A 26423-nucleotide genomic window follows, 5' to 3' on the forward strand; every position below is an offset into this window, starting at 1 on the left:
ATCACTATTTTTTGCTAACTTCAATACCAAGCTCAGCTAATGCATTAGGATTTGCCGGGCTTGGTGCATCTGTCATTAAACAAGTTGCCGCTGTTGTTTTCGGAAATGCGATAACATCCCGGATATTATCGGTACCTGTTAATAGCATACTTAATCTGTCTAAACCAAATGCAAGTCCTGCATGTGGCGGTGTACCATATTTTAGCGCATCAAGTAAAAAGCCAAATTTTTCGCGTTGATCGTGTTCATTAATACCTAAAATAGAAAACACAGCTTGTTGCATTTCACTACGGTGAATACGTACTGACCCTCCACCTACTTCATATCCATTGATAACCATGTCATAAGCGTTAGCTATCGCGTTTTCAGGATTTTGTTTAAGCTGTTCTGGCGTCAAGTCTTTTGGTGATGTAAACGGATGGTGCATCGCACTAAGACCTTCTTCCGTTTCTTCAAACATTGGGAAATCCACTACCCAAAGCACAGCCCACCTATTTTCATCAGTCAGATTTAAATCTTTACCTACTTTTAATCGTAGTGCACCTAATGCATCACTGACAACTTTATAACTATCTGCCCCAAATAATAAAATATCACCATCTTTGGCATTAGCACGATTCAACAGTGCTTCCATTTGCGTTTCATTAAAGAATTTAGCAACCGGACTTTGTACCCCTTCAAGACCCTTATTACGGTCGTTGACTTTAATCCATGCCATACCTTTAGCGCCATAGACCGAAATAAATTGTGTGTAATCATCTAACTGTTTACGGGTTAACTGGGCTCCGTTTGGCACGCAAAGTAGTGCAACTCGACCTTTTGGATCATTGGCTGGGGTTGAGAATACGTTAAAATTGACATCTTTTACTAAATCGGCAACATCTATGATTTCTAACGGATTTCGTAAATCAGGTTTATCGCTACCATAACGGCGCATCGCTTCGGCAAACGTCATGATAGGAAATTGACCTAAATCCACATTTTTAACATGTAACCAAAGTTCACGGATCATTTGCTCCATAACTTCACGGACTTGTTCTGCGGTCATAAACGAAGTTTCAACATCAATTTGTGTAAATTCTGGTTGGCGATCTGCACGTAAATCTTCATCACGAAAACATTTTACAATTTGATAATAGCGGTCAAAGCCAGACATCATTAATAGTTGTTTAAATAATTGCGGTGATTGTGGCAGTGCATAAAACTCACCATTGTGAATTCGACTTGGTACAAGGTAATCACGCGCACCTTCTGGCGTTGCTTTGGTTAACATAGGGGTTTCAATATCAAGAAAACCATGCTCATTCATAAAGTTACGTACAAATGCAGTAATTTGAGCACGAGTTTTGAAGATGTTTGTCATTTCAGGACGACGTAAATCGATATAACGATATTTTAAACGCTGTTCTTCACTGTTGTTTTGGTTAAAATCAAGTGGCAGCACATCACTGCGATTGAAAATTGTCAGCTCAGTGGCTAAGATTTCAACTTCACCCGTAGCCATGTCTTTATTTGCTTGTCCTTCTGGTCTTGCTCTTACTTTTCCTTTAATTTGAATGCAAAATTCATTACGAAGTTCACTGGCAAGTTGATAAGCTTGTTGATATTCAGGATCAAAAAATACTTGTACAATCCCTTCGCGATCACGCATATCAATAAATATCATACCGCCAAAATCTCGACGCTTATTGACCCAACCGCATAATGTGACTTCTTGATTAATATGAGATGCTGTTAAATGACCGCAATAAATTGAACGCATAAAATATCCTGTTTAAATACCAATCTTATAAAAAAATATGAGGTATTATAAATCAAATAGTGTCCTTATAAAGGCATTTGTTGAGATTTATTCTTTAATTATTTTTGCGTCATTGAAATATATTGTTTGGTTATGTGTATTTAATGGTAGATGCGTGTTGACGCAAGTAATCTGGGTTATGTATATTAGCTGTGCAAAATAATAATTATTATGATAATAGCTGTCATGGATAGTTTTATTGACCGGAAATTTATGTAAAGAGGCGTGAAAGGATGGAAATTTTAAAAGACTATAGAGTGCACTTGCTTGCGCTGATAGTTGTTTTAGTATGTGAGTTTGTTGGTAGGCAGTCTATCTGGATTATCATGTTGTATCCTATGCTATTTGCCATGATTATTGGTGGTCTTATCAGTATTCCTAAATTAAAAATCTTAAAACATAAAAATATGCTTCATGCTAGTTCGGTGATGATTGTGACGTTAATGTTACTGATTGCCAAATTAGGCGTTGCGGTAGGGCCTAAAATTGATATGATTTTGCATGATGCCAAGTTGGCTTTGATTTTCCAAGAATTAGGGCATTTTGCGGGTACTATTTTACTCGGTTTACCGTTGGCAATGATGTTAGGTATGAAGCGTGAAGCGGTCGGGGCAACCTATTCTGTTGCACGTGAACCCAATATTGCCATTGTGGCAGATAAATATGGATTGGATTCGCCCGAAGGTCGTGGTGTCATGGCAATGTATGTTTGTGGTACGCTCTATGGGGCGATTTGGATGAGTATCCTTGCTAGTGTAATGGCAAAATTAGACGTTCTTCATCCATATGCATTAGCCATGGGGGCAGGGGTTGGTAGTGGTAGTATGATGGCGGCATCACTTGCGCCGATAAGTGACCTTTATCCGAATATGGCGAGTGACATCAAAGCTTATGCAACAACGGCTAATTTAATGTCTAGTATAGTTGGTATTTATATTTATACATTATTCTCACTACCGTTTGCTTCTTTTCTCTATAATGTTTTTGCTCGTTTCCAAAGCAGTAAAAGGAGCTCACTATCATGAAGATTTTCGAAACGGTTTTTTTATTGATTTTAGTCGCAATTATCATGGCTGCTGGCAATACAGTCGGTTATCATGTTGATTTTATGCTGTCATTACAAGCTTTAGCTGTGCTTGTCGCAATATCGGTTGTTGGTTTTTTTATAAGCAAAGTGCCATTATTCAATAAACTTCCTGTTATTTTGTGGGTGTCAGTTGTGGCGGCTGTGGCTTCTTCACCGATATTTCCATTTCATGAGCAAGTTGTTGCGATAACTGAACATGTCTCTTTACTTGCTGTTTGTACACCAGTGCTTGCTTACGCTGGATTAGCCATTGGTAAAGATCTTGCTTTATTCAAAAGTATCTCTTGGCGAATTATCCCCGTTTCATTAGCGGTGTTTTCCGGTACTTTCCTTTTTGCCGCCATCATTGCCCAAATTACCTTAAAGTGGGAAGGTGTGATTTAATATTAGGTAGGATTTAATGTATGACAAAAGAAGAACTAAAACGACAAGTTTGCAGTGCCATTGCTAATCGTAAAGCGGATATAAAAGCGATTGCTGAGGCAATTTGGGCTGAACCTGAACTGGGCTATAAAGAACACAAAACCGCAAAAAAAGTTGAAGAAGCTTTTGAAAAACTTGGTGTTCCTTATAAAAATAAATTGGCGTTAACAGGGGTCAAAGGGCGCTTAAAAGGTAGAAAAGGAAGCCATTGCAGTGTCGCTATTATTGGTGAGCTTGATGCCATTATCTGTGCTGACCATCCTGCAGCCGATGAAACCTCTGGCGCTGCCCATTGCTGTGGTCATAATGCTCAAATAGCGAATATGATGGCCGTCACCATGGGATTAATCGATTCTGGAGCGATGCAATTTTTAGCCGGTGATGTCGTTCCTTTTGCAGTACCTGCCGAAGAATACGTTGAAATTACTTATCGTAATCGTCTGATTGAAGAAGGTAAAATTAAGTATATTGGCGGTAAACCCGAACTTATTTCACGGGGTGAATTTGATGATGTGGATATGGCACTTCAAATTCATTTAACCAGTGTACCAAACGATCGCCAAGACGGATTTATTGAGATTTCAACCACAAGTAATGGATTTATCGGTAAATTAATCAAGTATAAAGGTGAAGCAGCACATGCAGCGGCGGCTCCTCATGCTGGTGTTAATGCGTTAAATGCAGCAATGATGGGGATGATGGGCGTTCATGCCATACGTGAAACGTTTCAGGAAAAAGATTATATTCGTTTTCATCCAATCATTACCCAAGGAGGGGATTTGGTAAATGTTGTGCCAAGTGATGTCAGAATGGAAAGCTATGTTCGAGCGGGTAATGTTCCGGCAATGATTGATGCTAATGAACGAATTAATCAGGCATTAAAAGCTGGGGCAATGGCTGTAGGGGCAACTTGTGAAATTAAAGATTTACCGGGTTATCTCCCATTGCAAAATAATCCAACCTTAAATGCATTTTTGAAATCAAATGCTGAAGCGTTAATTGGCGAGGAAAATGTGTCGGTTGCACCGCATATGACCGGTAGCACAGATACGGGCGATTTATCGCATATCATGCCTGTTAGTCATCCGTGGATAGGATCCGTTAGAGGTGTGTTACATGGCAAAGATTATACGGTATTTGATGAAGAGATGGCTTATATTCGTCCAGCCCAGATGATGGCATGTACCATTATCGATTTACTATATGATGATGCAAAACCAGCTCAAACATTATTATCAAACTATAAACCTCTTATGACCAAAGACGAGTATTTAAACTTCTTAGCGAGTTTTGATAAATAATGTTTATGACTTGGCACAATGCTGTGCCAAGTTTCTGCTATAATAGATTCTTTATGATTAATCACGATGATGATTCCCTATGCTAGCACTATCCGATCAAGAATTACTTCGTTATGACAGGCAAATTTCCTTACTAGGCTTTGATATCGATAAACAGCAAATGTTAAAAAATAGTGCAGTATTGATCATCGGGCTAGGCGGTTTGGGGTGCGCAGCTTCGCTTTATTTGAGCCGTGCAGGTATAGGTAAATTGACGCTAGTTGATTTTGATACCGTATCAGAATCAAATTTGAATCGTCAAATTTTATATACTAATCAAGAAATTAATCAATTTAAAGTAGATGTAGCGAAACAAACATTAATTAAAATGAATTCTGATATTAAAATCGAGACTATTAATCAGAAACTTGATGATGTTTCGTTAACTTCTCTTATAAAACAACATAATCTTGTCATTGATTGTACCGATAATTTATCTTCGAGAGAGCAGATTAACCGCTGCTGTTTCCAAGTAAAAAAACCGTTAGTGTCTGGTGCTGCAATTCGAATGGAAGGCATATTAACGACTTTTACTTATCAAGCAAATGAGCCTTGTTATCACTGTTTAAGTCGATTGTTTGGGCAAGATCAACTGACTTGTGTTGAAGCGGGGGTAATGGCGCCTTTAGTTGGCATGTTTGGTTCCATGCAAGCATTAGAGGCAATTAAAGTTTTGACTAATTATGGTCAACCTTTGGTTGGTCGTGTACTGATGATTGATGCAAAAAGTATGCATTTTAACCACGTTTCTTTGTCGAAACAGCCAGATTGTCAGGTTTGTGGAAACAGTCATAAAATATAGGTAACACAATGAACATCGATCGTATTATTTTAGCGCCAATGGAAGGGGTACTTGATTATCATGTCCGTCAAATTTTGACTGAAATAAACGCATTGGATTACTGTGTGACCGAGTTTGTGCGCATTACTCATCATAAATTATCCAATCGAACTTTTTATCGACTTTGTCCCGAGCTGAATCATGGCGGCAAAACGGCATCCGGTACTCCAGTTCGTGTGCAGATTCTTGGACAATCACCCGAGTGGATGGCAGAAAATGCCGTTAAAGCAATTGAATTAGGCTCGTATGGGGTAGATATTAATTTTGGCTGTCCTGCTAAAACCGTCGTTGGTAGTCATGGTGGCGCATATCTATTGCAATATCCAGATCAAATCTTCAATATTGTTAAGCAAGTCAGACAGGCAATGGGAACATCCGAAATATTATCCGTTAAGATTCGTTTAGGTTGGGCAGATAAATCTTATTGTTATGAAATTGCTGACGCCATTGCACTTGCTGGTGCAAATGAGTTGGTTATTCATGGTCGAACAAAAGCGGATGGTTATCAAGCCGATAAAATTGATTGGCAAACAATTGGAAATATAAAGCAACGGGTCGATATTCCGATCATAGCCAATGGCGAGATTTTTTCTATACAACATGCGCAAGATTGTGTAAGGCAAAGCCAAACAAGCGATATTATGCTAGGACGCGGAATATTAACTATACCAAATTTAGCGAATATGGTACGTTTTAATGAAGCGCCTTTAAGCTGGCAAAACGTATTAAATATATTAATGCGTTACGCAACCACAACGATAGAAGATGTAAAACCGTTATATCACTCAGCACGCATTAAACAGTGGCTTGCTTATTTTCGGCAATACTATGCACCTGCATCAGACTTACTCAGTCAAATTAGGACACTAAAAACACAAAAAGAGATTTCAGAACATTTAAAGCGAATCACAGATCAATCACAGCATTTTTGACGGTGAAGTTGTTCCATTGGTCATTGATATTGCTTACGATGACGTACTTGGTCATCACGTTTGTTAGAGTATAATTAGAATTAAATCAATATACTTTTTGCCTAATTGAATTCTTTATAAATATTTAATTGTTATATAAATTAGATTCACGAATTCATTTTTCATCGTTATCTTCCAGAAATTGTGTAAAAATCAAACTTAAATATTTAGCCCTGATATTATAGCTATAATAAGTGATATAACAACGATTTATCTATAATAAAAAACGGATTATCTTAATTGTGAGTATATAATTTATTATGTAATTTTGTTATAGTGTATAAGTTGTAAATTGTAAAATAGTATAGAGAGGACTGAATGATTATCGGTAAGCAACAATCGGATACAACGTTGGAATGGTTTTTGTCTCATTGCCATATTCATAAATATCCAGCTAAAAGTACCCTGATTCACCAAGGAGAAAAAGCCGAAACTCTCTATTACATCGTTAAAGGTTCTGTTGCTGTTTTAATCAAGGATGATGAAGGCAATGAAATGATTTTGTCTTACTTAAATCAAGGTCAGTTTTTGGGCGAATTAGGACTTTTTGAAGAAGGCACAGAACGAAGTGCTTGGGTTAAAGCGAAAACAAGTTGCGAAGTGGCTGAAATATCGTACAAAAAATTTAAACAACTTGTACAAGTTAATCCTGATATTTTGATGCGATTGGCAAGCCAAATGGCAAGTCGTTTACAAGTGACTTCAGAAAAAGTCAGTAATTTAGCTTTTCTTGATGTTGCCGGTCGTATTGCACAAACTTTGTTAAATTTAGCAAAACAGCCCGATGCGATGACGCATCCGGATGGCATGCAAATCAAAATTACTCGTCAAGAAATAGGTCAGATAGTTGGTTGTTCACGAGAAACAGTAGGGCGAATTTTAAAAATGCTTGAAGATCAGCATCTTATCTCTGCACACGGTAAAACGATTGTCGTTTATGGTACACGATAATTGAGAAATATTACGAAATTTAGTCATAACATGATTGATATAACGCGAGATATTACATGACACAAGAAAGATGTATTCCAAGTCATGTGGCTATAATTATGGATGGAAATGGTCGCTGGGCAAAAAAACAAAATCAATTACGAGCATTTGGTCATCGTGCCGGTTTGAAAGCTGTGCGTAAAATTGTGAGTTATGCTGCAACCATTGGTATCAAAGTACTAACTTTATATGCGTTTAGTAGTGAAAATTGGAAACGCTCATCCAATGAAGTGTCATCTTTACTTTCGCTATTTATTTATGCATTAAACCGAGAAACAAAAAGTTTACATAAAAATAATATTCGTTTGAATATCATTGGGGATATTTCGCGTTTTAATGAGCAACTTCAAACTATGATAGTTAATGCAGAGGCATTAACTAAAAATAATTCAGGACTGGTGTTAAATATTGCCGCTAACTATGGCGGACGCTGGGATATATTACAATCAGCCCGCAATATAGCAATACAAGTAAAACATGGTGAGTTGATGATAGATGATATTACTGAGGAACGTTTAGGGTTAGAAATGTCAATGGGTGATTTTCCAGATGTTGATTTAGTTATTCGTACTGGTGGTGAATACAGAATAAGTAATTTTTTATTATGGCAAATTGCTTATGCTGAACTTTATTTTACTGATACCTTATGGCCAGATTTCGATCAGGCGTTATTTGATCAAGCAATCAGTGATTTTAATACCCGGGATCGTCGTTTTGGCGGTATTCTAGTGGAGGAGCAATCATGTTAATTCACCGTATTTTAGCTGCTATTATTCTAATACCTATTGTTATACTAACGCTTTTTTTCGCGCCATTATCACTCTTCACTTATATTATGATTTTTATTTGTGGTCTTGCAGCGTTTGAGTGGTCGCAGTTTTTAGCAATAACCCAAAAACCGCAAAGAGTTATATTTGCTTTAGTCGTTATTATTTTATTAAGTTTACTCTGTCTATTACCCATTCCGGTTGTGGTAAAATTGAAGTTATATTCAGGGTTATTGTTACTTTCGTTATGTTGGTGGTTGGTTGCACTATTTTTAGTTCTTACCTATCCAAATACGGCTAAATATTGGCGTGGTTCTATCACTGCTAAATTAATATTTGCTTTTTTTACTCTCGTTCCTTTTTTTATCGGGATGATCGAACTTAGAATGATTAATTATAGTGCGAATACTTATACCGGCGCTTATTGTCTGTTATATGTCTTTATTTTAGTCTGGGCAACAGATACTGGCGCTTATTTTGTTGGGCGCAGTATGGGGAAACGTAAATTAGCACCAAAAGTTTCACCCGGTAAAACTTTAGAGGGATTTATTGGCGGTGTGATTGTTGCCGTTGTTATTAGTTTTATTGCCTACTTTACCGGATTTATTTCAATTAATTTGACCAGTTTTATTATGAGTTCTTTATTCGCTATTTTTGCATCAGCATTAGGTGATTTAACTGAAAGCATGTTCAAACGTGAAGCAGGCATCAAAGATAGTGGAAATTTAATCCCTGGACATGGCGGTATTTTAGATCGTATTGATAGTTTGACTGCTGCAGTGCCTATTTTTGCAGCATTATCTTTCAATTTATTTTAAATAAGGTAATTAACTTTGCTTTGGTCTCTGTTGTTATTTATCATTACCATTAGTATATTAGTTACAGTACACGAATTTGGGCATTTTTTCGTGGCAAGGCTATGTGGCGTTCGGGTTGAGTGTTTTTCCATAGGATTTGGGAAAAAAATATGGTCACATAAGTTTTCAGGTGGAACAGAATTTGTCATTGCTATGATTCCACTAGGTGGTTATGTTAGAATGCTGGACGGAAATGCGAAAAACTTATCAACCGACGAAGAAAAACAGGTTTTTGATAAAAAAAAGATATGGCAACGAGCAGCAATTATATTTGCAGGTCCATTTGCTAACTTTATTTTAGCTTTCATTCTTTATTGGATAATTTTTATGCTTGGTGTTGTTACCTATCCGGTTAAAGTAGGCAGTACAATACCCGATACACCTGTTGCTACTGTGAATATTCCTTCAGGGGCAGAGTTAAAAAAGATTAATAATATACAGATTGAAAGTTGGAATGATGTAAATTTTGCATTAATGTCTATTTTAGGACAAGATGATGTGACGATTACCTATGTGATTAATGCTGGTAATAACCATCAAAAAGAAGTTAGTCAACGTGTTGATATTCGTCATTGGCATTTTGATATTGAAAAAGAATCAGCAATAAAGACCTTTGGATTGGTACCTAAAACATTGGAAATTTATCCAATTGTGAGTAAAATTATACCAAATTCAGCTGCCGAAAAAGCGGGTTTACAAATTGGTGATAAGATTCTAAGTTATGATGAACACCCTTATGTAGATTGGAATGATTTTTCAGCTATAATAAAGAAAGGTAATCAAATAAGATTAAAAATTGAGCGTGAAAATAAAAATCTTTACCTTGATTTAACGCCGTCAATACAGGCAAATGGTGAAGGTATTGCGGGGCTATATCCTACCTCGGAAGCAGTCATTAAGCAGTATGGATGTTTAGAAGGGTTTGGCAAAGGATTAGAACAAACAGTGTTAACTACTCAGTTAACAATTCGTTCTTTTTATCAGTTAGTAACAGGTGTTATTGGACTTAATCATTTATCAGGACCAATAACAATAGCAAAAAGCGCAGGGCAAACAGCAAGTTATGGTTTCACACCTTACTTATATTTTCTGGCATTTATTAGTATAAGTTTGGGGGTAATCAATCTTGTTCCATTACCAATGCTAGATGGTGGGCATCTTATTTTTTTATTATTTGAAAAAATAAAGGGTAAAAGTCTATCAATTAAAGCAAAAGAACGTTTTTATCGTTTCGGATTTGCTTTTTTACTGGTAATAATGGGGATTGCACTATTTAATGATGTTTTACGATTGTGATGGAATGAGGTTATAAACATTTACAATGAAAAAAATAAATAAATTACTTATAGCATCTTTGCTGTTTAGCACAACAGCAGTATATAGTTCCAATGCATTTTGTGTTGATGATTTTGTAGTAAAAGAAATCAAATTTGAAGGATTACAACGGGTAACTCAAGGGGCAGCATTGCTTGATATGCCAATCCAAGTTGGTGATTATGTCAGTGAGTCTGATTTGGGGCATATTGTTAAATCACTTTACTCGAGTGGAAACTTCGATAATATTACTATTTCTAGAGATGGTAATAGCTTAATCATTCATGTTGAAGAGCGTCCAACCATTGCGAGTATTACTTTTTCAGGTAATAAATCAATTAAAGATGATATGCTGAAAAAGAATTTAGATAGCTCCGGTATTCGGGAAGGCGACGCACTTGATAGAACCATGCTTTCTGCCATGGAAAAAGGGCTAGAAGATTTTTATTATAGCGTCGGTAAATATAATGCTCGAATTAAAGCTGTTGTCACACCATTATCTCGTAACCGCGTTGATTTAAAGCTAGTTGTAGCGGAAGGTAAATCAGCGTTAATCGATCAAATCAACATTGTTGGGGCTAAGGCATTTTCGTCCGAAGAGCTAATTTCACGCTTTTCACTGCGTGATGAAGTGCCGTGGTGGAACATGCTTGGCGATCGCAAATATCAAAAACAAAAATTAGCTTCTGATTTAGATGAATTACAAAGCTTCTACTTGAATCGAGGTTATGCACGTTTTAATATTGAATCCACTCAAGTCAGTTTAACGCCAGATAAGAAAGGTATTTATGTCACTATCAATATTCATGAAGGTGAACAATATAAATTATCTGATTTTGACTTCAAAGGGGATTTTGCCGGACATAAGGATGCGATTACTAAAATAGCAAAAGAGCGTGTTTCAACGGGTGATCTGTATAATGGTAAAAAAATTACTGATATTGAAGATAATGTAAAACAGCTACTTGCAAATTTTGGTTATGCTTATCCAAAAGTCAGTATTCAACCTGAAATGGATGATTCAACGCATACCGTAAAATTAATTATGTTTGTTGATGTAGGGCCGCGTTATTATGTTCGTAATATCAACATAGAAGGTAATACCATAACAAGTGAAGGTGTTATCCGTCGTGAACTTCGTCAAATGGAAGGTTCTTGGCTGAGTAATGGACTTGTAGAATTAGGTAAAGATCGCTTAAGTCGACTAGGATTTTTTGAATCAGTAGATGTTGAAACTGAGCGTGTTCCGGGGGCCGAAGATCAAGTTGATATTACTTACAAAGTCACGGAGCGTAACACAGGTAGCATCAAACTTGGTGTCGGTATTGGTTCTGATAGTGGTATTAGTTTTAATGCTGGTATTTCGCAAGATAACTGGTTAGGTACGGGTAATAGTGTTTCATTCGATGTAAATACGACAAATACCGATAAAACTGCATCGATATCAGTTGTAAACCCTTACTTTACTATTGATGGGGTGAGCTTAGGCGGAAGCATTTATTACAATACTTATAAAGCAGATGATGATGATGATGAATCTGTTTATTCAAGTAAGTTATGGGGTGCATCAGCTAATTTAGGTTTCCCAATTAGTGAAAATAATTTTATCCGTTTTGGTAGCGAGTATGCTAATCGGAAATTATCCGATATGAAACCACAATATGGTATGTGGCGTTACTTCCATTCAATGGGTGAAAACACTAAAAATAAACACTCCATGACCTATGATACTAATGATTTATTATTAAATGCGAATTGGACATATAATTCATTAAATCGTGGTTATTTCCCTACAGAAGGTTTAAAAGTATCGGCTAACGCAAAAATTACGGCTCCAATATTTGATAACCGCTTCTATAAAGTGGTTGCTGATGCATCTTATTATTATCCTCTTGATAGCGATCATAATTGGGTATTCTTAACGCGTGGTCGATTAGGTTATGGAAATGGTTTTGGTGGAAAACAGCTACCATTTTATGAAAACTTTTATGCAGGTGGTTCGACCGTGCTTCGAGGATTTAAATCCAATACTGTTGGGCCTAAAGCAGTCTATTTTAATAGAGCAAACTGTAGTAATTTAAATAATACTTCAGGATGTGTAGAGTCTAAAGATGCGGTAGGTGGTAATGCATTAGCGTTTGCAAGTGCTGAATTAATTGTTCCAACGCCTTTTATTAGTGAAAAGTATTCCGATAGTATTCGAACATCATTCTTTGTTGATGCAGGTACGGTGTGGGATACCGAATGGAACTTAAAAGGTAATCATTTGCATGATTACAGTTCTCCTTCAAATATACGAGTTTCGCTAGGTGTTGCAGTACAGTGGATGTCACCACTTGGACCATTAGTATTTTCTTACGCAATACCGCTTAAGAAATATGACGGCGATTCGTCTCAACAATTCCAGTTTAACATAGGTTCAACATGGTAAAACCATGTTGTAATTAAATGAAATACACATAGGTGAAAAAAGTGAAAAAAATTATATCTATTATTAGTCTTAGTGCAGCGCTTCTCTATACAGGTATAGCTAATGCAGAAATAAAAATTGGTGTTATAGATGTGATGTCTGTATTACAACAAATGCCTCAACGGGAAGCTGTTGGTAAAGCATTAGATAAGGAATTTGAATCACAAATCAAATCGTTACAAGATCAAGAAGAAAAAGCGAAGAATGCAAGTGCTCGTTTGAAAAAAGATGGTCCAACACTATCTGCATCGGAAAAAAGCAAATTGAATAAAACAATTGCTGATTTTGAAAGTAAAGCAAAAGATTTTTCAATAAAATATCGTAAACGTGAAAATGAAGAAGCAGAAAAATTATTGAAACAAATTCAAAGTGCAGTTAAAGAGATTGTTGCTACTGAAAAATATGATCTTATTTTGAAAGCCGAAGCAGCACTTTCTGCCTCTGATGCCGTTGATATCACTGAAAAAGTATTGGAAAAGGTCAAAAAATAATGTTGGCTTGTCGTTTAGAGCAACTAGCAAACTATCTTGACGCACAATTACACGGTAATGCAGATATACTCATTACCGGTATAGCTTCAATGAAAAGCGCTGTATCTGGGCAAATCACTTTTTTGGCGGATCAAAAATTGCAAAGCAAATTAGCAGAATGTAAAGCTTCTGCTATTGTGATGACTGAAGATAGCCTTAAGTATTGGCACGGTGCTGCATTGATTGTTAAAAATCCTTATCTTGCCTATGCAAAATTAGCACAATATCTTGATACAACCCCCGATCCTGCCAAAGATATCGCGCCTTCTGCTGTGATCGACCCTACCGCTCAATTAGGCGCTAATGTTTCGGTCGGTGCTAATGCCGTTATCGAAAGCGGTGTACATTTAGGGGATGGCTGCATTATCGGAGCGGGTTGTTTTGTAGGAAAAAATACGACTATTGGTGCCGACACTAAATTGTGGGCTAATGTAACTGTTTATCATAATTGCGTTATTGGTAAAAATTGCCTGATTCAATCTGGAACCGTTATTGGCTCTGATGGATTTGGTTATGCGAACGACAAAGGTAAATGGATTAAAATCCCTCAACTTGGACGTGTTATTATCGGTGATAATGTCGAAATTGGGGCATCAACTACGATAGATCGTGGTGCACTTGATGATACCGTGATTGGTAATGGGGTGATTATTGATAATCAATGCCAAATTGCCCATAATGATATTATAGGTGACCATACTGCCGTTGCTGGTGGTGTAATAATGGCAGGAAGTCTGACTATAGGACGTCATTGTTTAATTGGTGGCGCAAGTGTAATCAATGGACATATGGAAATTTGTGATCAAGTCACTGTGACTGGAATGGGCATGGTTATGCGCCCGATCACTAAGCCAGGCGTTTATTCATCAGGTATTCCATTGCAAGAGAATAAAATATGGCGAAAAACCGCTTCATTAGTTTTACATATTGATGAAATGAATAAACGCTTGAAATCACTTGAGAAGAAACTATTAAATAGCTCGACGTAGCCAGTTTCGGTCGGTATAATGCCAACCTATTTTATAATTTTTTTAAGCCCAAATATCATTGATGATTTATTTATGGGCTGAATATATTCAATAATTCCGAGGTATAAAGATGCAAGTTTCGGTAGAAACAACACAAGGTTTAGGTCGACGTTTGTCAATTACTATTAAAGCTGAAAATATTAAAAAAGCTATTGATAAAGAATTAGTTAATACGGCTAAAAAAGTTCGTATTGATGGTTTCCGTAAAGGAAAAGTGCCTTTAAAACTTGTTGAACAGCGTTACGGTGCTTCAATTTTACAAGAAGCATTAAGTGATTTAATGCAAAAAAGTTTTATTGATGCGATTATTCAAGAAAAATTAAATCCAGCTGGTGCTCCAACTTATACTCCTAAAGAATATAAAAATGGAGAAGATTACACATTTAACGTTGAATTCGAAGTGTATCCTGACGTTAAAGTTAAAGATTTAGATAAAATTGAAGTTGAAAAACCTGTTGCAGAAGTTGTCGATGCAGATGTTGAAACTATGATTGAAACACTACGTAAACAACAAGGTACTTGGAAAGTAACAGAACAAGCTGCAGGCGAACAAAATCGAGTGACTTTAGATTTTGTGGGTAAAGTAGATGGAGAAGAGTTTGAAGGTGGAAAAGCTAATGATTTTGCATTAGTTTTAGGACAAGGTCGAATGATCCCCGGTTTTGAAGATGCGATTATTGGGCATAAAGCAGGTGATTCGTTTGATATTAATGTAACCTTCCCGGAAGATTATCACGCTGAAAACTTGAAAGGTAAACCAGCTGTATTTGCTGCAACATTGACAAAAGTTGAAGAGCTTGAACTTCCTGAGCTGACTGAAGATGTTATTAAACGTTTTGGTATTGCTGATGGAACAATCGAAAGTTTACGCGCTGAAGTTCGTAAAAATATGACACGTGAACTTAATGCGACAATTCGTAACAAAATCAAATCACAAGTTATCGATGGATTGGTTAAAAATAATGAAATTGACGTTCCAACTGCGTTAATCGATCGTGAAGTTGATGTATTACGTCAACAGGCTTTATCACGTTTTGGTGGCAACATGAAACAACCAATGGAACTACCAAAAGAGTTATTTGAAGCTGAAGCAAAACGACGTGTCAGTATTGGATTATTATTCAGTGAAATCATTGAAAGTAATAAACTCAAAGCTGATGAGGCTCGTGTGCAAACATTGATTGATGAAATAGCAACGGCTTATGAAGATCCTAAAGAAGTGATAGAATATTACCGCAAAGATAAAAAAGCGATGGACAATATCCGTTCTGTAGCGCTAGAAGATCAAGTTGTTGATCTGTTATTAGCTAGTGCAAAAGTAACTGATAAAAATTCTTCATTTTCTGAATTAATGAATCAGCAAATGGCTTAATTAGCAGTTTTATTCAGTTTAAAAAAATTACTTTAAAGCCCAAATAAGGATTATCTGTTTGGGCTATTTTGTTTAATTAGGAGATAAAAATGCCTTTGGAACCATTTATGAGTGTTATACCAATGGTGGTTGAGCAAAGTTCTCGTGGAGAGAGGGCTTATGATATATATTCACGTTTATTGAAAGAGCGGATTATATTTTTAACAGGTCAAGTTGAAGATAACATGGCTAATTTAATTATTGCTCAAATGCTATTTTTAGAAGCCGAAAATCCTGAAAAAGATATTCATCTCTATATCAATTCACCTGGTGGTGTAGTAACAGCAGGAATGGCAATCTATGATACGATGCAATTTATCAAACCTGATGTTAGCACTATTTGTTTAGGTCAAGCTTGTTCAATGGGGTCTTTACTTCTAACTGCCGGTACAAAAGGAAAACGTTACTGCTTGCCTAATGCTCGAGTGATGATCCATCAACCATTAGGCGGTTTTCAAGGTCAAGCTTCTGATATACAAATTCATGCTCAAGAAATTTTACAGGTTAAAAGTCGATTAAATAAAATTATGGCGATGCATACAGGTCAAGATATTAGCGTGATTGAAAGAGATACAGATCGTGATAACTTTATGTCTGCTGAAAAAGCGGTTGAATATGGTTTAGTGGATGCCATATACAGTAAACGATCTTAATAACAGACTAGGTAGGTGGTTAAAGTGAATAAAACAAATTCCGAAAAATTACTTTATTGTACTTTTTGTGGTAAGAGTCAGCATGAAGTTCGTAAACTCATTGCAGGGCCATCATCTATTTATATTTGCAACGAATGTATTGGTTTGTGTAATGATATCTTGAAAGAGGAAACTAAAAACTTTCTTTCCCATGAAGAGTTTATCAGTAAACCTTTACCAACCCCTCATGAAATTCGTGCACATCTTGATGAGTACGTTATTGGTCAAGATCGCGCCAAAAAAGTATTATCTGTAGCGGTTTACAATCATTATAAACGGTTACGCAACTATTCTAATCCGAGAGATGTTGAATTAGGTAAAAGTAATATTTTATTAATTGGGCCAACAGGTAGTGGAAAGACATTATTAGCTGAAACATTGGCTCGATATCTGGATGTTCCTTTTGCAATGACCGATGCCACAACGCTAACGGAAGCGGGTTATGTGGGCGAAGATGTTGAGAATATTATTCAAAAATTACTACAAAATTGCGATTACGACGTTGAAAAAGCGCAACGTGGTATTATTTATGTAGATGAAATTGATAAAATTTCACGAAAATCAGATAATCCATCAATCACACGGGATGTGTCGGGCGAAGGTGTTCAACAAGCATTGTTAAAAATTATTGAAGGTACGGTTGCATCCGTTCCACCTAAAGGGGGACGTAAGCATCCTCAACAAGAGTTTTTACAAGTTGATACATCAAAAATCCTATTTATTTGTGGTGGCGCATTTAGTGGCTTGGATAAAGTCATTGAAAATCGTGTTTCAACTAATACAGGAATCGGTTTTGGCGCTGATGTTAAAAGTACCAAGCAAAAAGCTTCTGAATCAGAACTGTTAGCCCAAATCGAAGCTGAAGATTTAGTGAAATTTGGCTTAATTCCAGAATTTATTGGACGGTTACCTGTGATTGGTACACTATCTGAATTGGATAAAGATGCGCTAATCAGTATATTGACTGAACCTAAAAATGCATTAACTAAACAATATCAAGCATTGTTTGATTTAGATGGTGTAGATCTTGAGTTTTCTAAAGAAGCATTAGACGCCATAGCCGTCAAAGCGATGCAACGTAAAACAGGGGCGCGTGGTTTACGCTCGATTGTTGAAAATATTTTATTAGATACGATGTATGATTTACCATCAGAAAAAAATATTAAACAAGTGATTGTTGAACAAGACACGGTTGAAAAATCTCAAGCACCTAAGCTAGTGTATCGAGATAACACGAAACTTTTAGCTTAATGATAGAAATAAACTGCCATGAAAGTGGCAGTATACTGATGAAAAAATTGTATAAGTTAAACTAAACATTATGAGTGATTGAATTCGTCAAGGCTTTTAAGGAATAATATGTTTTAAACAATAATAAAATAGGCTTGAATATCTCAAAACAATCCCAATATCTACCTAATAAGTTTGTATTACCAGAGAGAACAATATGAAAACAAAACAAACTAAATCAATGATTATGCCTATTTTACCATTACGTGATGTTGTTGTGTTCCCACACATGGTGATCCCTCTCTTTGTAGGACGAAATAAATCTATACGTTGCCTTGAAAGTGCAATGGAAATGGATAAGCAAGTTTTTCTTGTTACCCAAAAAAATCCATCGCAAGATGATCCAGATATTGAAGATTTATATGAAATTGGCACGATAGCAAATATTCTACAATTACTCCAATTGCCAGATGGCACAGTGAAAGTTTTAGTCGAAGGCGTAGAGCGAGCTAAAATAGTTGATATTGTTGATCAAAATGATGATGACTTTTTAATTGCTAATATTAAACCACTTAGTGAGAAAAAACGCGCTCAAGATCTCAATGAAGCGCTTGTCCGCGTTGTATTATCTAATTTTGAAGAATATTCAAAACTCAACAAAAAAATCACACAAGAAGTGGTTGATTCAATTCGTTTAATAAAAGAACCTTCACAATTATCAGATTCTATTGCGGCAACGCTATTTTTGAAAGTGGATCAGAAACAACAAATTCTAGTCACAGCTGATTTAGAAAAACGTTTCGAATTGCTTATTGCAATGATGGAAGCTGAAATCGATTTGTTGCAAGTTGAAAAAAATATTCGTCAGCGTGTTAAACAACAAATGGAAAAAGCGCAGAAAGAATATTACTTAAATGAACAAATCAAAGCTATTCATAAAGAATTGGGTGATATTGATAATAAACCTGATGAGTTTGAAGAGTTAAAAACCAAAATCACTAAAGCAAAAATGCCAAAAGAAGCCACAGAAAAAGCTATGGCTGAACTTAATAAACTTAAGATGATGCCAGCAATGTCAGCGGAAGCGACCGTGGTACGTGGTTATATTGATTGGATGTTACAAGTTCCTTGGCATAAACGAAGTAAAGTGAAAAAAGATATTGAAGCTGCTCAAAAGATTCTAGATAAGGATCATTATGGACTTGAGAGAGTCAAAGACCGAATTTTAGAGTATTTAGCTGTGCAAGGACGAGTTAATAAAGTAAAAGGCCCTATTTTATGTTTAGTTGGGCCGCCAGGTGTTGGTAAAACTTCGCTTGGTCAGTCAATAGCTAAAGCAACAGGGCGAGAGTATGTCCGAATGGCTTTAGGTGGTGTACGTGATGAAGCAGAAATACGTGGACATCGACGTACTTATATCGGTTCTATGCCGGGTAAATTAATTCAACGTATGGTTAAAGTTGGGGTGAAAAATCCATTATTCTTATTAGATGAGATTGATAAAATGGCATCTGATATGCGTGGAGATCCTGCTTCTGCCTTATTAGAAGTTCTTGACCCAGAGCAAAATAATGCATTTAGTGATCACTATTTGGAAGTTGACTATGATTTATCCGATGTGATGTTTGTTGCAACGGCAAATTCAATGAATATTCCTGCTCCATTACTTGATAGAATGGAAGTGATTCGACTTTCTGGTTACACAGAAGACGAAAAATTGAATATTGCTAAACAACATCTAATTGCTAAACAGATTGAAAATAATGGCTTAAAATCAAAAGAAATTGACATTGAAGATTCTGCCATTATCGGTATTATTCGTTATTATACTCGTGAAGCAGGTGTGCGAAGTTTAGAGCGTGAAATAGCCAAAATTTGTCGCAAAGTTGTTAAACAATTAGCGCTAGATAGTAAATTGAAAAAAGTGAAAGTCACGCAAGCTAATTTAGCAGAGTTCTTAGGCGTGCAACGTTTCGATTATGGAAAAACGGATAATGAAAACCGAATAGGACAAGTTATTGGACTTGCCTGGACAGAGGTCGGTGGTGATTTGTTAACTATTGAATCTGTCAGTGTTCCAGGTAAAGGAAAACTTACCTATACTGGATCATTAGGTGATGTTATGCAAGAGTCCATTCAAACTGCATTAACAGTTGTTCGTTCTCGAGCGGAGAAATTGGGTATCAATAGTGATTTTTATGAAAAACGTGATATTCATGTGCACGTGCCAGATGGTGCGACACCAAAAGATGGTCCAAGTGCAGGCATTGCTATGTGTACTTCATTAATATCAACATTAACGGGTAATCCTGTTCGTTCTGATGTTGCAATGACAGGTGAGATCACATTGCGTGGAGAAGTGTTACCAATTGGTGGTTTGAAAGAAAAGCTTCTTGCAGCACATCGTGGTGGCATTAAAACCGTGTTAATTCCAATGGATAATGTCAAAGATCTGGAAGACATCCCAGACAATGTTAAATCTGAAGTTGAAATTATACCTGTAAAATGGATTGATGATGTTATAACCGTAGCACTTCAAAATAACCCATTTGGAATGGAACCTGTTACCAATAAAGTTACTTTAAAACAACCGACTAAAAAGGCGATTAAAAAAGTAAAAGGGAATGTTGAAGTGCCAGCTCGATTAAATTAATTATCTAAATTTCAAAAAGATCAACGCATGTTGATCTTTTTTTTTGCTTAACATTCTGACAATAGCCTATTTTAGTAAATATGCTATACTTGCCAAATTAATTATTGGTTTTATGGAGAATCTTTAGAAATGATGGAAACAATCCGAGCAGCTGCAAACCATGTAGCTGTTAAAATTATATTCGCTATAATTATTATAAGTTTTATTTTTACCGGCGTGTTCAGTGGCGGTAATAGTGCACGTGATGAACAAATATATATAGCGAAAGTGGATGGTGAAGGGATTAGTCGAGCGCAATTTGAGGCTCAGGCTAGTGCAGAATCATCAAGAGCGATGGGTGATAGCACTTTTATTAAACAAATTCGTCGAGATGTTCTTGCTGATCAAATTAATAACTATCTCGCTTATCAATTATCTAAAGAGCTCAACCTTAATATTAGTGACGATCGTTTAAAAGAAATGATTAGCAAGCAAAAGGAATTTTTTGAAAACGGAAAGTTTAGTAATCAAAAATATTTAAATCTTCTTGCGGCAAATAACTTTACACCAGAGGCTTATGCGGAGTCTATTAGAGCAGCTGCACAGCGACAACAGCTTATCAGTTCATTAATCTATAGTGATTTTGTTGTACCAAATGATTCTGATTTTTCACAATTACTTGATCAAACAAGAACTATTTATGCCGCGCCAATCAGTTCTTCTATTGTCAAAATGGATGATGTCAATATTACGACTGAAGATGAGCAAAAATACTATGATGAGCATAAAAATTCTTTTTTTAGAAAGGAAAGAGTTAAATTTAAATACATAGCAAATTCTAAGCAAGATTATCTAAACACTATCAGTATTGATGATAAAGACATTAAAAAAGAATTTAATGATAACCTAAAGGAATATACCTATCCTGCCAAAAAATCGTTTAGTGTGATTTTTGTAAAAGACTATAATCAAGCTGAAGATATCGTCAAAGACCTATCATCGGGTACCGAATTTTCAACAGTATTGAAGAATATTAATCAGAATGAAGATGTTTCCCCTTATGGCAAAAATGGTTCACTAGGTTGGTTTGCTGATAATGATGACTTACCACAACCTTTTAAAGAGGCAAATTTACACAATATTGGTGAAGTTTCTAAACCAATACAAGTCGAAGGTGGTTATGTCATTGTCAAACTAGATGATTTACAAAAAGCTAAATCTATGGATTATGATTATGCAAAATACAAAATTAAGACCAAGCTTCAAGAAAATAAAATTCAACAACATTTTGAAAATGCTGAAGATAAAATGAAGTCAGCGCTAGTTAACCATTCTAACGATTTCGATGCGATAGCTAAAGAGGCTGGTTTAGACGTTAAAGAAACAGATTGGACTTATTATAATGATGCAAGTTCAATTGCTCGTTATCCAGAAGTACGAGATGTCATATTTAGTAGCGACATGATTGCTGATGATAAAGTGACGGGTAAAATTTCAGAAATAATACCTGTAGGACGAGATTTAGACATGTCAGATTTTATCATTCAAGTTGTCGATTATAAACCTGAAGGAATTGCTTCATTTGAAGAGGTAAAAAACGAAATACATCAAAAACTTTATGATGATATTGTTGATAGTCGTTTTAAATCAACAGTAGATGATATTGTGAAAGAGTTAAATGAAAAAGGCACATCAAAACAAGTACAATTTTCTACCAATTATACCTTGAAAAGAGATTCTAATGAACTTGATAGGAAAGTGGTTGATATGGTGTTTAATTTAGTTCCTTCGGCAACCGATAAACGTGTCTATGGGGTTGAATACATCAATAAACATGATGCTTATATCACGGTATTAACACAAGTTAAAGATGGTGAGTGGCAAGATGTTTCATCTTATTTACTGCGTTATTATTTGCAAAATACCTATAATTCTTTAGCTACGGATATGCGTTCTAGAGCAAAAATTGAAATTATGCCAAACTCAAATTTGTGATATACATCGAAAATTTGATATAGACACTGTTAAAACTAAAAGCCACTTGTGTGGCTTTTCTCATTTTTATAACAAGTTAAATCGTTTCAATAAATTAAATGAGATAGTGCTAACGCAAATTTAATTGCGTAACTATTTTAGAGGTTAATTATATGAAACGAATTTCATTATTTGGTATTTTACTATCGTCTTTTATCTTTTCATCAATCAGTTTAGCGGAACCAACGCCAATATCACCCGTTAAGCAAGAACAAAAGCAGACCATTCAAGTTAATATTAATACTGCGTCAGCGCAAGAACTGACAAAAATATTAACAGGAATTGGATTAAGTAAAGCTCAAAAAATTGTTGAATATCGTGAAAAATTTGGACCATTTGTATCGGTTGAACAACTTAAAGAAGTCTCTGGTATCGGGCAAGCCACTCTTGATAAAAACATCGGGAAAATAGCGTTGTGATATTATTTTCCACCAATTCATATTGGTGGAAAATGCCTAACCCTAATAATCTACCGGATCGACATCTATATTCCAACGTACTCGTGAACTTTCTCCCCAATTTTCAATGTTGAGAATAAGTTTATCCAATATTTTTTGTAACAATTTGCGATTAGTATGTTGTAAAAGTAATTGCCACCGATGGTAGTCTGCCTTTTTAGCTTGATTTGCAGGCATCGGGCCAAGTTGCCATAAACCTAAATCACAGTTTGCTTTTAACCAGTCATGAATTTTTTGTAAAAAAATGGGAGCATAACGATTATTACGATCTGCTGCACGGATCAATACTTGATAGCTAAAAGGGGGTAACTGTGTTAATTGACGTTCGTGTAGTGTTACGCTTGCAAATTTTTGATATCCCTCATTTAATAAAATATTAAGAAGTGGGTGATCTGGATGATAGGTTTGCAAAATAACTTCGCCAGCTTTGGTTGCCCGACCTGCCCGACCAGAAACTTGAGTATAAATTTGTGCAAATCGTTCTGTTGCTCTAAAATCACTTGAAAATAGCGCTCCGTCTACATCGATAATTCCAACTAAAGTAACATCTGGAAAATGATGGCCTTTCGCTAAAATTTGAGTGCCAACTAAGATATGAGCTCCGCCTTGTTGAATATCATGTAAATAATTATTCAATGCGCCTTTTTTACTGACTGTATCGCGATCAATGCGACTAATTTTAATATCGGGGAATAAAACTTCGAGTCTTTTTTCAAGCTGTTCAGTTCCAAATCCAATTGGCACGAGGTGAGTCGATCCACATTTAGGGCATTGTTGAGGAACAGCTCGTGGTGTATCACAATGGTGACAACTCAATTTATGCTGTTTGTGATGATAAGTATAGGGTCTGTCACAACGAGGACATTCTGCAATCCAACCACAGTCATGGCAGATTAGTAATGGTGAAAAACCCCGTCGGTTTAAAAAGAGCATGACTTGATTATTATCAGATAAGTGTTTCTGGATTTGCTCAATTAATGGCTGTGATAATCCTGCATCGAGGGTTAAACCTCGAATATCTAAAATAGACTGTTTAGCCAGCGTTGCATTACCCGCTCTTTCAGTAAGCTGGAGTAACTGATATTTATGATAGATAGCATTTTTGAGTGTTTCAAGTGAAGGCGTTGCAGAACCCAACAAAATCGGAACATTTTCAATTTTGGCTCGGATTATTGCCAAATCTCGAGCATGATAGCGCCAACCTTCTTGTTGTTTATAAGAGCTATCATGTTCTTCATCGATAATAATGATACCTAACTCTTTAAATGGTGTAAAAAGTGAAGAGCGTGTTCCAACGACAATAGCTGTTTCGCCATTACGACTTCTTAACCATACCCCCAGTCTTTCTTTGACCGTTAATCCTGAGTGTAAAATGTCAATCGGTGCATTAAAACGTTGTTTAAATCGGGTAATGGTTTGCGGTGTGAGACTGATTTCAGGTACTAATACCAATGCTTGTTTTCCCATTGATAACACGTGAGATAAAATATTTAAATAGACTTCAGTTTTGCCTGAACCGGTCACTCCCTCTAAAAGAAACACATTAAAATTATCAATCTGTTTATTGACGCTTTGAATGGCATTTGATTGTTGTGCATTGAGTTCAATTGTAGTTGTATTTGTTGAATAGCAAGTTTGCCATTCAGTACTGTCTGGTAAACAACGGACTTGTTCTATTAACTGTTTTTTCTGTAATGCAAGATAGACAGCTGAATTAAAGTCGGTTTCTTGTAGCGTATCATTTTTTAATGCTAATAATAGTTGTTTTTGTTTGGTCGCACGAGGCATTGAGTCTATATTGAACTGCTTACCAAGCTCAGTTAATTGCCATTTTTTAATTTCATCCTTACTTGCTGCTCGTCCTTGTCTTAATAAAATGGGTAAAGCATGAAATAACACCTCACCTATTGGATAATGATAATAACTTGCTGCCCAATTTAATAATTGCCATATTGAATCATTAAATATGGGTGATTCATCAACAATTGATTTTATGGATTTCAAATGACTAATATCAACATCGGTATGTTTATCGATATTAACAATTATGCCTATTGCATCACGATGACCAAAAGGAACCTTCACCCGCATACCAATTTGAGCAGGCATAGTTAATTGATAATCATAAAGTTGGTGTAATGGTACAGGTAAAGCTACATGAGCGATAAGCATGAAAAATCACATCAATGGTTAAATTAAACTCGTATTGTACGTAAAATTAAATGAACTCGCAAAAGCTACACCATGAAATCTAATTTTAAGATGTGAAAAGTGGTTTCAAGTTGTAAAATTTGCTATCTTGATCTTATCGGATTTTTGATGACTATGAAAGGGATAAAAGATGTCAGAGTTATTTTCACATATTAATCAGCGTGGTGATGCGCACATGGTTGATGTCTCAGAAAAAAAAATAACAACGCGAGAAGCGAAAGCAGAGTCAATAATTTTAATGAGTGAAAAAACATTAAATATGATTCTAGAAGAAAACCATCAAAAAGGGGATGTGTTTGCAACAGCACGAATTGCTGGGATTCAAGCAGCAAAAAAGACTTGGGAACTGATTCCTTTATGTCATCCATTATTATTAACTAAAATTGAAATCAATATTCAAGCAGATATTGATAAAAGTTGTATAAGAATTGAATCTTTTTGCCGATTAAATGGGCAAACCGGCGTTGAAATGGAAGCGCTAGTTGCTGCCTCGGTTGCCGCATTAACCATTTATGATATGTGTAAAGCAGTTCAAAAAGATATGGTAATAACACAAGTAAGGTTGCTATCAAAAACCGGTGGAAAATCCGGTGATTTTGTTGTACAAACATAGAAATAGAACATCATGAATAAAATTATTTTTTTTGCTCAAACCAGAGAGTTAGTTGGAATAGATAATATTAAATTGAATGCCGAACACTGGTCTATTTCCGAACTTATTGAGCATCTTAGTCAACGCGGTGATAAGTGGGCATTGGCATTAAAAGAAAAAACAGTATTATGTGCAGTGAATCAAACATTTGTGGATGTTAACTATATTATTCAATCAGGCGATGAAATTGCATTTTTCCCGCCCGTAACGGGAGGATAAAATGGAGATAATTAAAATTGACGGTGAATCGATTAATACTAATGACATTATTAGCTGGCTTTCTGAATTACCACAAGATGGTGCGGTGGTAACATTTATTGGTAAAGTTCGTTGTACAGAAAAAAAGACCATTGGACTTTATTTAGAGCATTATGCGGGAATGACAGAAAAGGTATTGAGCAATATTGTTGTACAAGCTAGACAACGTTGGCAATTGAGTCGAATCGCTGTCATTCATCGAGTGGGTGATATTAAAACTAATGAAAAAATTGTATTCGTTGGGGTGAGTAGTGCACATCGCTCAGATGCATTTGCGGCAGCTGAGTTTATTATGGATATATTAAAAAATGAAGCGCCGTTTTGGAAAAAAGAAAATACTATTGATGGTAATAATTGGGTTGAAGCAAAAAAATCTGATGTTGATGCATTGAAAAAATGGTATTAATTACTATTTACTATATAATA

23 protein-coding genes are annotated in these 26423 nt (G+C 35.8%); 21 read left to right on the forward strand and 2 right to left on the reverse strand.

Annotation, left to right across the window (positions count from 1 at the left end):
• Positions 1-4: 4 nt before the first annotated feature.
• Positions 5-1762 carry an aspartate--tRNA ligase gene (gene aspS, locus J3U14_RS05790; protein ID WP_267352414.1) on the reverse strand — a complete coding sequence of 586 codons (1758 nt, stop codon included), beginning with the start codon at positions 1760-1762 and terminating at the stop codon, positions 5-7.
• A 272-nt stretch (positions 1763-2034) separates the two neighbouring features.
• On the opposite strand from aspS, the gene J3U14_RS05795 reads away from it, so the two are divergent.
• The 18 genes from J3U14_RS05795 to J3U14_RS05880 all read left to right on the forward strand — a co-directional run bounded on the left by J3U14_RS05795 (position 2035) and on the right by J3U14_RS05880 (position 22837).
• Complete coding sequence (locus tag J3U14_RS05795) at positions 2035-2826, forward strand: DUF3100 domain-containing protein (RefSeq protein ID WP_267352413.1); 792 nt, start codon at positions 2035-2037, stop codon at positions 2824-2826.
• The gene (locus J3U14_RS05800; protein WP_267352412.1) at positions 2823-3272 is read left to right on the forward strand and encodes a hypothetical protein; all 450 of its coding nucleotides are present in this window, start codon (positions 2823-2825) and stop codon (positions 3270-3272) included. Before J3U14_RS05795 ends, J3U14_RS05800 begins: the two co-directional genes overlap by 4 nt.
• A gap of 20 nt (positions 3273-3292) precedes the next feature.
• Positions 3293-4612, forward strand: coding sequence for an amidohydrolase (locus tag J3U14_RS05805; RefSeq protein WP_267352411.1), 1320 nt, complete (start codon positions 3293-3295; stop codon positions 4610-4612).
• Between the two features lie 79 nt (positions 4613-4691).
• Positions 4692-5453, forward strand: coding sequence for a molybdopterin-synthase adenylyltransferase MoeB (locus tag J3U14_RS05810; protein ID WP_267352410.1), 762 nt, complete (start codon positions 4692-4694; stop codon positions 5451-5453).
• An 8-nt stretch (positions 5454-5461) separates the two neighbouring features.
• Complete coding sequence (gene dusC / locus J3U14_RS05815; RefSeq protein WP_267352409.1) at positions 5462-6424, forward strand: tRNA dihydrouridine(16) synthase DusC; 963 nt, start codon at positions 5462-5464, stop codon at positions 6422-6424.
• 357 nt (positions 6425-6781) lie between these two features.
• Complete coding sequence (gene crp, locus J3U14_RS05820; RefSeq protein ID WP_267352408.1) at positions 6782-7414, forward strand: cAMP-activated global transcriptional regulator CRP; 633 nt, start codon at positions 6782-6784, stop codon at positions 7412-7414.
• Positions 7415-7470: 56 nt separating this feature from the next.
• Positions 7471-8202 (forward strand): isoprenyl transferase, encoded by a 732-nt coding sequence (locus J3U14_RS05825; protein WP_267352407.1) that lies wholly within the window; start codon positions 7471-7473, stop codon positions 8200-8202.
• Entirely contained in the window at positions 8196-9038 is an 843-nt protein-coding gene (locus J3U14_RS05830; RefSeq protein ID WP_267352406.1) for a phosphatidate cytidylyltransferase, read from the forward strand. The genes J3U14_RS05825 and J3U14_RS05830 overlap by 7 nt, the downstream gene beginning before the upstream one ends.
• Positions 9039-9053: 15 nt before the next feature.
• Positions 9054-10373: an RIP metalloprotease RseP gene (gene rseP / locus J3U14_RS05835; protein WP_267352405.1), complete on the forward strand. Its 1320-nt coding sequence runs from the start codon at positions 9054-9056 to the stop codon at positions 10371-10373.
• Positions 10374-10398: 25 nt separating this feature from the next.
• Positions 10399-12822 (forward strand): outer membrane protein assembly factor BamA, encoded by a 2424-nt coding sequence (gene bamA / locus J3U14_RS05840; RefSeq protein ID WP_267352404.1) that lies wholly within the window; start codon positions 10399-10401, stop codon positions 12820-12822.
• A gap of 41 nt (positions 12823-12863) precedes the next feature.
• On the forward strand, positions 12864-13352 hold the full coding sequence (locus J3U14_RS05845) for an OmpH family outer membrane protein (RefSeq protein ID WP_267352403.1): 489 nt from the start codon (positions 12864-12866) through the stop codon (positions 13350-13352).
• Positions 13352-14380, forward strand: coding sequence for a UDP-3-O-(3-hydroxymyristoyl)glucosamine N-acyltransferase (gene lpxD / locus J3U14_RS05850; RefSeq protein WP_267352402.1), 1029 nt, complete (start codon positions 13352-13354; stop codon positions 14378-14380). Before J3U14_RS05845 ends, lpxD begins: the two co-directional genes overlap by 1 nt.
• A 109-nt stretch (positions 14381-14489) precedes the next feature.
• On the forward strand, positions 14490-15791 hold the full coding sequence (tig, locus tag J3U14_RS05855) for a trigger factor (protein ID WP_267352401.1): 1302 nt from the start codon (positions 14490-14492) through the stop codon (positions 15789-15791).
• Between the two features lie 89 nt (positions 15792-15880).
• Positions 15881-16483 (forward strand): ATP-dependent Clp endopeptidase proteolytic subunit ClpP, encoded by a 603-nt coding sequence (clpP, locus tag J3U14_RS05860; protein ID WP_065558960.1) that lies wholly within the window; start codon positions 15881-15883, stop codon positions 16481-16483.
• A 15-nt stretch (positions 16484-16498) separates the two neighbouring features.
• Positions 16499-17773, forward strand: coding sequence for an ATP-dependent protease ATP-binding subunit ClpX (gene clpX / locus J3U14_RS05865; protein WP_324169821.1), 1275 nt, complete (start codon positions 16499-16501; stop codon positions 17771-17773).
• Positions 17774-17969: 196 nt separating this feature from the next.
• Positions 17970-20405, forward strand: a complete 2436-nt coding sequence (gene lon / locus J3U14_RS05870; RefSeq protein ID WP_267352399.1) for an endopeptidase La — start codon at positions 17970-17972, stop codon at positions 20403-20405.
• A 129-nt stretch (positions 20406-20534) separates the two neighbouring features.
• Positions 20535-22379: a SurA N-terminal domain-containing protein gene (locus J3U14_RS05875; RefSeq protein WP_267352398.1), complete on the forward strand. Its 1845-nt coding sequence runs from the start codon at positions 20535-20537 to the stop codon at positions 22377-22379.
• 152 nt (positions 22380-22531) lie between these two features.
• Entirely contained in the window at positions 22532-22837 is a 306-nt protein-coding gene (locus J3U14_RS05880; RefSeq protein ID WP_267352397.1) for a ComEA family DNA-binding protein, read from the forward strand.
• Positions 22838-22879: 42 nt separating this feature from the next.
• Here the strand turns inward: J3U14_RS05880 and priA are convergent, their stop codons facing one another.
• A complete protein-coding gene (gene priA / locus J3U14_RS05885) occupies positions 22880-25048 on the reverse strand; it encodes a primosomal protein N' (protein ID WP_267352396.1) in 2169 nt (722 codons plus the stop codon).
• Between the two features lie 169 nt (positions 25049-25217).
• On the opposite strand from priA, the gene moaC reads away from it, so the two are divergent.
• Genes moaC through moaE form a run of 3 tightly spaced genes read left to right on the forward strand, consistent with a single transcriptional unit; the run spans position 25218 to position 26403 of the window.
• The gene (gene moaC, locus J3U14_RS05890) at positions 25218-25700 is read left to right on the forward strand and encodes a cyclic pyranopterin monophosphate synthase MoaC (protein ID WP_267352395.1); all 483 of its coding nucleotides are present in this window, start codon (positions 25218-25220) and stop codon (positions 25698-25700) included.
• A 12-nt stretch (positions 25701-25712) separates the two neighbouring features.
• Positions 25713-25958 (forward strand): molybdopterin synthase sulfur carrier subunit, encoded by a 246-nt coding sequence (gene moaD / locus J3U14_RS05895; protein WP_267352394.1) that lies wholly within the window; start codon positions 25713-25715, stop codon positions 25956-25958.
• A gap of 1 nt (position 25959) precedes the next feature.
• Positions 25960-26403, forward strand: coding sequence for a molybdopterin synthase catalytic subunit MoaE (gene moaE / locus J3U14_RS05900; protein ID WP_267352393.1), 444 nt, complete (start codon positions 25960-25962; stop codon positions 26401-26403).
• The last annotated feature ends 20 nt before the right edge of the window (positions 26404-26423 follow it).

The sequence above is a fragment of the Gilliamella sp. B3801 genome, assembly GCF_026536645.1.
Lineage (GTDB): Bacteria > Pseudomonadota > Gammaproteobacteria > Enterobacterales > Orbaceae > Gilliamella > Gilliamella apicola_I.